The 8,377-nt window shown below is 70.5% G+C and carries 9 protein-coding genes; 6 read left to right on the top strand and 3 right to left on the bottom strand.

All coding sequences use genetic code 11. The features are described 5' to 3' along the window. The coding region (locus U4E84_RS15625) for an NAD(P)-dependent oxidoreductase (RefSeq protein WP_322533046.1) at positions 1–740 on the bottom strand (740 nt) is incomplete at its 3' end. 129 nt (positions 741–869) lie between these two features. Between U4E84_RS15625 and U4E84_RS15620 the strand changes: the two genes are divergently transcribed. Next, positions 870–1,148 carry a hypothetical protein gene (locus U4E84_RS15620; RefSeq protein ID WP_322533047.1) on the top strand — a complete coding sequence of 93 codons (279 nt, stop codon included), beginning with the start codon at positions 870–872 and terminating at the stop codon, positions 1,146–1,148. A gap of 62 nt (positions 1,149–1,210) precedes the next feature. Here the strand turns inward: U4E84_RS15620 and U4E84_RS15615 are convergent, their stop codons facing one another. Continuing rightward, complete coding sequence (locus U4E84_RS15615) at positions 1,211–1,492, bottom strand: helix-turn-helix domain-containing protein (RefSeq protein ID WP_322533045.1); 282 nt, start codon at positions 1,490–1,492, stop codon at positions 1,211–1,213. A 322-nt stretch (positions 1,493–1,814) separates the two neighbouring features. Here U4E84_RS15615 and U4E84_RS15610 point away from each other — a divergent pair, with 322 nt between their 5' ends. The 5 genes from U4E84_RS15610 (at position 1,815) to U4E84_RS15590 (ending at position 7,717) form a co-directional block, all read left to right on the top strand. Then, complete coding sequence (locus U4E84_RS15610) at positions 1,815–2,123, top strand: hypothetical protein (RefSeq protein WP_322533044.1); 309 nt, start codon at positions 1,815–1,817, stop codon at positions 2,121–2,123. A gap of 1 nt (position 2,124) precedes the next feature. Next, entirely contained in the window at positions 2,125–3,945 is a 1,821-nt protein-coding gene (locus U4E84_RS15605) for a ribosome biogenesis/translation initiation ATPase RLI (RefSeq protein WP_322533043.1), read from the top strand. A gap of 240 nt (positions 3,946–4,185) precedes the next feature. Beyond that, positions 4,186–4,863, top strand: a complete 678-nt coding sequence (locus U4E84_RS15600) for a DUF4129 domain-containing protein (RefSeq protein ID WP_322533042.1) — start codon at positions 4,186–4,188, stop codon at positions 4,861–4,863. After that, entirely contained in the window at positions 4,860–6,983 is a 2,124-nt protein-coding gene (locus U4E84_RS15595; RefSeq protein ID WP_322533041.1) for a DUF58 domain-containing protein, read from the top strand. The genes U4E84_RS15600 and U4E84_RS15595 overlap by 4 nt, the downstream gene beginning before the upstream one ends. After that, positions 6,980–7,717: a hypothetical protein gene (locus tag U4E84_RS15590; RefSeq protein WP_322533040.1), complete on the top strand. Its 738-nt coding sequence runs from the start codon at positions 6,980–6,982 to the stop codon at positions 7,715–7,717. The genes U4E84_RS15595 and U4E84_RS15590 overlap by 4 nt, the downstream gene beginning before the upstream one ends. 24 nt (positions 7,718–7,741) lie before the next feature. Here the strand turns inward: U4E84_RS15590 and U4E84_RS15585 are convergent. Further along, positions 7,742–8,377: MoxR family ATPase (locus U4E84_RS15585; protein WP_322533039.1), on the bottom strand; the 636-nt coding region annotated here is incomplete at its 5' end.

The following is an 8,377-nucleotide window of genomic DNA, read 5'->3' as shown; positions in this document are numbered from 1 at the left end:
AGCAGGGCGTCGGCGTCGACGACCGGACCGCGGCTCACGTTGACGAGCACCGAGTCCTCCTCCAGCCGCGCGAGCGCGTCGGCGTCGACCATCCCTCGCGTCGCGTCCGTGAGCGGGGCGTACACGCCCACGTGGTCGGCGCGGTCGAACAGCGCCTCGAACCCCACCTTCTCGACGCCGTGTTCGGCCATTTCCCCTGCGTCGACGAACGGATCGTGCGCGATCAGCTCCGCGCCGAAGCCGGCGAGCTGCGCTGCCGCGCGCCGAGCGATGGGCCCGAACGAGAGCAGCCCGACCGTCGACGCGCTCACGCGCCGGACCGGGCGGCCGGTCTCCCAGCTCCAGCCGCCGGCGGCGACGTCGTCGTCGTACGCCTTCAGCGAGCGCAGGCAGGCGAGAAGCAGCGAGACCGAGTGGGTCGCCACCTCGTCGGTGCAGTAGTCGGGGACGCGCGTGACGGTGACGCCGCGGTCGGCCGCGGCCGCGACGTCGACGTTGTCGACGCCGACCGCCGACCGGACGACCACTCGGAGGTCGAGCGCCGCGAGCACCTCGGCGGTGACGGGGGTGTTGATGTCGGTGACGACCGCGTCGGCGCCCGCGGCCGCCTCGATCACTCTCTCGGCCGATCCCAGTTCGGCCACCGCTATCTCGACCGGCTCCTCGACCGCCCCCTCGAGGACCTCGCGATACGTCTCCGGGTCGATCATCGGGAACGACGACAGCACGACGCGGGCCATACGCGGCGCTTCGATCGCCTCCCACTTGATGGGTCGTGATCGCCGCGTCGAGCGCTCCGTTCCGGAGCCGCTTTGTGCGGCGGGAGGCTAGACGAACTCGTGACCGACGACAGTCCGAGTAAGCCGCCGATGCTCGTCCTCCTGGAGTCGCTGGCCTTCTACCGGAACGTCAGGATCGGCCTCGTCGCGGGGGCGCTCCTCGCGGTCCTGTTGTACCTCGTTCGGACCCTGGAGCTGCTCGGTCCGGTGGTCGACACGCGGGAGTACCCGCTGTTCGGTCCCGACGGCTGGTACGTCCTCCTCGCGTTCGTGCTGGCGGCAGCGTTCGCCCTGCTCGTCGCGGTCGTTCTGACGGTCGCCGAGGCGGTGCGTGGCGCCGGAGCGCTGTCGGCGGAGCCGCCGGAGTGAACGGGCGCGTCGCTGGCCGAGACCGAAGCCGCAGAAAGTAGGCTAGGGCGTCCCGAAAACGCTCAATCGGCGGTACAGGAGGCGTCACCCTCCCCGCAGATGAGCTCCTCCGCGGGCTCCGTGAGCTTGTAGAGGTTCTGTCTGGCGTCCGCGAAGTAGACGTCCTCGTCGACGACCCCGATTCCCTCCAGCCGCTCGAGGGCGTACCGAACGGTCCGGGCCGACAGCATCGACTCCTGAACGATCCCCTTCTGAGTCAGCGGGCCGTTGTACTCGAGCACCTTGAAGACGAGCTTGGCGCTCGGCGGGAGGTCGTCGAGCCTCTCCGTTTGGGTTCCTTCCATCGTTACGAATCGAAACCGCACGTCGTGATAAATGTTGATGGCCCACGGCCGATATTCGGGCCGATCGTCGCCAAAACCGGATGATATATCCGGTTATTGCGTTGATAACCGGAGATATATGCCGATACCTCGCCGATCGACTGACCAGTCAGTCAGCGGCGCGGCTCGCGCGCGCTCCGCCGCCGGCCGTTCGGGAGGGTCGGCGCCTCGGTTCGAACCGCTCCGCCTCCGCCCGCGTCGCTCCGGCGTCCGTGACGCCGCGATCCGGACGCACGGCGGGCGGAACGAACGGCTTTTCACGCGTGCTCGCGGATCCGATGGTATGAGCGACGACTCGGGGATATCCGGCCACACCCGGAGCGTGGTCGTCACGACGATCTGCTGTCTGGCGGGGATCGCCGCCGGCGTCGTCTCGGCCGCCTACGTCGGGACCAGCGTGGCCGCCGCCCAGAGCACCACGGTCGTGGTAGTGCTCGGCGCGTTCGTGCTCGCCCAGTACCCGCTGTACAAGGTCATCGGCGTCGACGACTTCGGCGTCAAGGACAACCTCTACGTGGCGTTCCTGACGTTCACGCTGTGGTTCATCAGCTACACGGTGCTGGCGACGTCCGGCGTGGAACTGGTGGCGTGAGATGGCGGACGACAGCATCGCCGTGGTCGACCTGGACCGCTGCCAGCCCGACCGGTGTAACTACGAGTGCGCGAACTACTGTCCGCCGAACCGGACGGGCAAGGAGTGCATCACCGAGCGCGGCGAGGACGCGGTCGAGGGCGACCCGGACCAGATCCACATCTCCGAGGAGATCTGTCTCGGCGAGACCTGCGGGATCTGCGTCGAGAAGTGCCCGTTCGACGCGATCGAGATCATCAACCTCCCCTCGGAGCTCGACGAGGAGCCGGTCCACCGCTACGGCGAGAACGCCTTCTCGCTGTACGGCCTCCCGACTCCCGAACCGGGCAACGTCACCGGCATCCTCGGACCGAACGGGATCGGGAAGTCGACGGCGGTCCACGGGCTCGCCGGCGAGGTGATCCCGAACCTCGGCGACCACGAGAGCGAGGCCGACTGGGACCGGGTGCTCGACCGGTTCCGCGGCACCGGGCTGCAGAACTACCTCGAATCGCTGAAGGAGGGCGAGGTGCGCGTGGCGCGCAAGCCGCAGTACGTCGACCAGATCCCCAAGCAGTTCGACGGCAACACCCGCGAGCTGTTGGAGCGCACCGACGAGCGCGGCGCGCTCGACGAGCTGATCGACCGGCTCAACATCGGCCCGGTGATGGACCAGGACATCGACTCCATCTCCGGCGGCGAGCTCCAGCGCGTCGCCATCGCGGCGTGTCTCGCCCGCGACGCCGACTTCTACTTCCTCGACGAGATCACGCCGTACCTCGACATCGGCCAGCGGATGATCGTCGCCCGGCTCATCCGCGAGCTGGCGGACGACGACGCCGCCGAGCGCTCGATGCTCGTCGTCGAGCACGACCTCGCCATCCTGGACCTCCTCGCCGACACCCTCCACGTCGCGTACGGGGAGCCGGGCGCGTACGGGGTCATCACCGACCCGAAGTCGGTTCGCAACGGGATCAACGAGTACCTGAAGGGATACCTCGACAACGAGAACATGCGGATCCGTCCCTCCGCGATCACCTTCGAGGAGCACGCCCCGCGGGTCGCCTCGCGCAGCGAGACGCTGATCGAGTACCCCGACCTCTCGAAGTCGTACGGCGATGGCGAGTTCAAGCTCCACGTCGAGGGCGGCGCGATCAACCACTCGGAGGTGCTCGGCGTCGTCGGCCCGAACGGGATCGGGAAGTCGACGCTCGCGAAGCTGTTCGCGGGCTCGCTGGAGCCGGACGAGGGGGAGCTCGACTTCGCGCTCGACATCGCGTACAAGCCGCAGTACGTCGAGATCGACCAGCCGATGCGCGTCGACGCGTTCCTCTCCTCCATCACCGACGAGTTCGGTAGCTCCTACTGGAACACGGAGATCGCGCAGCCGCTCCAGTTAGAGCGGATCATGGAGCAGAACCTCACGGACCTCTCCGGCGGCGAGCGCCAGCGCGTCGCCATCGCGGCGTGTCTCTCCGAGGACGCCGACCTCTACCTGCTCGACGAGCCCTCCGCGCACCTCGACGTCGAGCAGCGGGTCCGCGCGACGACCGCGATCCGCCGCTACGCCGAGAACCACGACGCGACCGTGATGGTGATCGACCACGACATCTACATGATCGACCTCCTGGCCGACCGCCTGATGGTGTTCGACGGCGAGCCGGCAGCGCGCGGTCACGCCACGCCCCCGCAAGACATGCGCGACGGCATGAACGAGTTCCTCGCCGACCTCGACATCACCTTCCGCCGCGACGAGCGCACCGGGCGCCCCCGGATCAACAAGCCGGGATCGCAGCTCGACAGCAAACAGAAGCGCGAGGGCGAGTACTACTACTCCGGTTAGCCGTTCGGATCGTCCCCGTTAGGGCGTGGAAACCGCGGGACGAAGCCCACGGCGTCGGCCGGGGAAAGGGGTCACGGTAGCCGTTCGCCTCCCGGCTCGTCACCTCGTAGTGAGCGCCTCGCGGTCGTTACGATGTGTATACTAAACCCTCGCCGGCGTCCCCTCTCTGTGAATGCAGTTGGTCCTCGTCGGGGCGTCGTCGCGTAGCGGCCGTCGGTCCGTCACGTCGCCTCTCGCGTTATGAACCGGTCACAGCTCCTGTCGGCGCTGATAGCGCTGCTGGCGCTCACGTCGCTGAGCGTCGCGTCGACGACGCTGGAGACGAGCCTGACGACCGATCCGGACGAGGAGATAAACCCGGACTGGGACAGCCTGCCGATTGGCCAGGACGACGCGGCCGAGATCGAGGAATCCATCGAGGGCGGCGGAGAGAGCGAGGGCGGTAGCGGCTCCGCCGACGGCACGGGCAATGCGGCCGATGAACCCTCGCTCTTCGGCCGCCTGATCGCGCTGTTGAGCCGCCTCTTCCATCTCCTCCTCCCGATTTCAGCGGTCCTGGCGGTGGCTTCGCTGGCGTATCGGTACCGGGACGCTCTGGCCGACCTCTTCGGGCGCAACTCCCCGTCGTCCCCTGCCACCGAGCCGCGACCGGCGGTCGGACGCTGGCCCGGGACGGCCCCCGAACACGACGTGGACCGGGCCTGGGTGGAGGTGTTACGCCGGCTGAACCCGGACCGGCCCGAGACGACGACCCCGGACGAGTGCCGGGCGCTCGCTCGCGATCGAGGCGTCGACCGCGACGCCGTCGAATCGATCGTCTCCGCGTTCGAGCGCGTGCACTACGGCGGACGACCGGTCGAGACGGAGATCGACCGGGCTCGTGCGGGGCTCCGCGCGCTGGAGGGCGGTGTGAAATGACCGGCCCGAGCGGTGCGGACACACACCGAGCCGGCAGCGGGGGGCTGCTCGCTCACCTCGGTCGGGTGACCCGCGTCCTGCTTCTCCTGGTGGGGGTCACGACGCTCGGTGTCGGACTACTCGTCGCGTTCGACCCGGAGCGGGAGGACGTGCTGCGGATCGACGCGGCGATCGAAGCCCTCGGGAGCGACTACGTGGTGCTGGCAGCGCTCGGCCTTCTGGCGGTCGGCCTCGCTCTGTTCCTCGCGGCGGCACAGCGCGTCCGCGGCGTCAGCGAGGCGACACCGCCGGCCGTCGAGGGCGTCCTGACGGCGTCGTATCCCGGTGCGACGTTCGACCGCCACGGTGGTGGAGGACTGACTCGGTTCCGCTCCGCCCGGTCGGCGACCGACCGTCGCCGTCGGCTCCGAGAGGCGGCGACCCGGGCGACGATGCGCGCGGAAGGGTGTTCACGCACCGACGCCGGACGTCGCGTCGACGAGGGCACCTGGACGAGCGACCCCGTCGCCGCGCCCTACCTCTCCGCGTCGGGACGCGGAGTCCCGAGCGGCACCCTCCCCGCCTCGGGGGTCGCCAGCGACGGCGATCCGGCCGATCGAACCGTCGACGCCATCCTGGCGAAGGCGACCGGCGAGAGATCGGCGGTCCCGGACAGTGACCGGGCCGGAGACGAGGGCCTGAATGGGGTAAGCGGCCGGAACTCGGATCGGGACGCCGCGGCCAGAACCGACGGCGGGGTCACGGCCGAACCAGCGTCCGAGTCGAACCGACCGTCGTCGGTTCGGTGGACCGGTCGCTGGCGGGGGATCGCCGCCGTCACGCTTCTCGCGGTGGCGATCGGCGTCCTCGCGGAACGGCCCTCGCTGTTGCTGGTCGGCGCGCTCGCCGGCACGTACGCCGCCTACCCGCGTCTCACCGCGATTCCCGACCCCGACCTGACCGTCCGACGAGAGCTAGATCCGGCGACGCCCGCGGACGGGGACGGGGTGTCCGTGCGGACGACGATCACGAACGAGGGGGACGCGGCGCTCGCGGACGTCCGGATCGTCGACGGAGTCCCGGCGATGCTCTCGGTCGTGGACGGGTCGCCGCGGGGTGCGACGGCGCTGCGTCCGGGGGGCGAGGTGACGATACGCTACGAGCTCCGGGCGCGTCCGGGCCGCCACGCGTTCCAGCCGACGACCGTGCTCTGTCGGGATGCGAGCGGGTCGGTGGAGATCGAACGCTCGCTCACCGCGGCGAGTTCCGTCGAGTGTGAGGCGGAGCTGTCGACCGTCCCGCTGCGCGCACGGAGCGGTCACCGTCCGGGTCCGCTGGTGACCGACGACGGGGGCGAGGGGATCGAGTTTCACTCCGTCGAGGAGTACCAGCGCGGGGACCCCGCGAACCGGATCGACTGGCGTCGGTACGCGCGGACGGGCGAACTCACCTCGATGACGTTCCGCACCGAAGGGCTCGCAGAGGTGATGGTGTGCGTGGACGCGCGACCCGCGTCGTACCGGGCCGCGGACGCGACCGCCCCCCACGCAGTCGCGCTGGCCGTCGACGCCGCCGGCCGCATCGGCGACGCGCTGTTCGACGCGAATCACCGGGTCGGCCTGGCGGGGTTCGGGCGGCACGTCTGCGTGCTTCCGACCCGGAGCGGTCGCGATCACGCCAGCCGGTTCCACCAGCGGCTGGCGACGGATCCGGCCTTCGAGCTGGATCCCCCGGCGACGGGGGGGACGCCCCGGCGTGGCGGCGGGACAGCCTCGTCCCGACTCGCCGGTGGTGACGGCGCGATCGGCGGGGGCTCGGGCGCCAACGGGACCGCACCGATCGACACCCAGCTGTCCAGGGTTCGGACCGGGTTCGGAGCGAACACACAGGTCGTGTTGATCACGCCGCTGTGTGACGACGAGGCCACTCGCATCGCCCAGCGGTTCGAGAGCGGCGGGACCGCCGTCACGGTCGTCAGTCCGGACGTCACCACGGCGGAGACCGCGGGCGGGCGGCTCGCCCGAGCGGAGCGGGCGCATCGGCTGAGCGTGCTACGCAACGCGGGCGTTCCCGTCGTCGACTGGACACCCACCCAGCCGCTGAGTGCGGCAATGCGGGCCATCGCGGGGCGGGGTCGATGACGGCGCCAGACTCGGCGGGGCCGGCCGAGGCGACCGCTCGGCTCGTTCGCCGGCCGGCGGTCGCGAGCAGCGTCATCGCCCTTGCTGCCGGCGGCGTCGCCGTGGCGCTCGTGGTCGATTCGACCCTCCAGCGAGGGATCCTTCGGCTGGCCGTCGGCGGCGCCCTCGCGTTCGGGATCGGTGGACGACTGGCTCGTCACGGCGAGACGGATCTTCGAGCTCTGGGTGCGTTGGTCGTGCTCGGCGGAGGTCTCGCCGTTCTCGTCGCGATGGGGCAGGCGGCCACGCGGCCCCCGCAGCTCGTCCACCGGATCGAGCTGCTCCCGGGGATCGCGGGCCTTTGGACGCTCTCCGCGGCGCTCGCGCCGGTTCGGTTCCCCTGGAGCCGGGCCCTGACGGACGTCGGCACCGGCCTCGTGTTCCTCGGCGTGCTCGTCACGGGGGTGACACGGGGGGCGGGTACGACCGCGCTCCTGCTCGCGACGATCGCGACGATCGTCGCGTGGGACGCGGCCGAGAACGCGGTGTCCGTCGGGGGGCAGATGGGCGTTCAGCGGGGCGCGAGCACCGTTCGGGCCGAACTCGTTCACTCGGGGGTCACCGCGGGCGTCGGCGTGGGGAGCATCGTGGTCGTGCTCGCGGTGGCCCGCCTCGGCATCGACGGCCTCCCGTTCGGCGCGCTCGTCGCGCTCATCGTCGGCAGCGTAGTCCTGGTCCTCGGCACCAACCGGTAACCCCGCACTCGCCGGTCGCGACACTCAGGCGCGCAGCTGCGGCACCGGCATCTCCGAGAGGATGTCGTCGACGATCTCCGTCGTCGAGACGCCCGAAACGCGCGCGTCGGGAGTCACCACGATCCGGTGGGACAACACGGACGGCGCCATCGCCTTCACGTCGTCCGGCGTCGCGTAGGTCCGGCCCGCGAGCGCGGCGTGGGCTCTCACGACCTCGAAGAACCGCTGGATGCCCCGTGGCGACACGCCCGTGTTCACGCGCTCGTCCGTTCGCGTCGCGCGGGCGACATCGACGAGGTACTCCCGAACGCCGGCCTCCACGCGGATCGACTCCGGAACGCGTCGGAGCTGAGTGAGCACGTCGAGCGAGCAGACCGCCCGGACCGATGGCGACGAGGCCTCGCGGCCCGCTCGGCGGTCGATCAGTTCGAGCTCGCCGGCTCGGTCGGGGTAGCCGAGGCTGGTCTTGACGATGAACCGGTCCTTCTGGGCGGCCGGGAGCTCGAAGGTCCCGTCCATCTCGACGGGGTTCTGCGTGGCGATGACGACGAACGGGTCGGGGAGCGCGTGGGTGTCGCCGTCGACGGTCACCTGCCCCTCCTCCATCGCCTCCAGGAGCGCCGCCTGCGTCTTCGGCGGCGCGCGGTTGATCTCGTCGGC

Origin of the sequence: Halorubrum sp. AD140, assembly GCF_034497445.1 — an archaeon.
Lineage (GTDB): Archaea > Halobacteriota > Halobacteria > Halobacteriales > Haloferacaceae > Halorubrum.
This window is presented reverse-complemented; position numbering and strand designations above follow the sequence as displayed.

Excerpts from the sequence above, each read along its gene's own strand:
- U4E84_RS15620 (WP_322533047.1), top strand. The coding sequence starts at position 870 with ATGCTCGTCCTCCTGGAGTCGCTGGCCTTCTACCGGAACGTCAGGATC.
- U4E84_RS15615 (WP_322533045.1), bottom strand. The coding sequence starts at position 1,492 with ATGGAAGGAACCCAAACGGAGAGGCTCGACGACCTCCCGCCGAGCGCC.
- U4E84_RS15610 (WP_322533044.1), top strand. The coding sequence starts at position 1,815 with ATGAGCGACGACTCGGGGATATCCGGCCACACCCGGAGCGTGGTCGTC.
- U4E84_RS15605 (WP_322533043.1), top strand. The coding sequence starts at position 2,125 with ATGGCGGACGACAGCATCGCCGTGGTCGACCTGGACCGCTGCCAGCCC.
- U4E84_RS15600 (WP_322533042.1), top strand. The coding sequence starts at position 4,186 with ATGAACCGGTCACAGCTCCTGTCGGCGCTGATAGCGCTGCTGGCGCTC.
- U4E84_RS15595 (WP_322533041.1), top strand. The coding sequence starts at position 4,860 with ATGACCGGCCCGAGCGGTGCGGACACACACCGAGCCGGCAGCGGGGGG.
- U4E84_RS15590 (WP_322533040.1), top strand. The coding sequence starts at position 6,980 with ATGACGGCGCCAGACTCGGCGGGGCCGGCCGAGGCGACCGCTCGGCTC.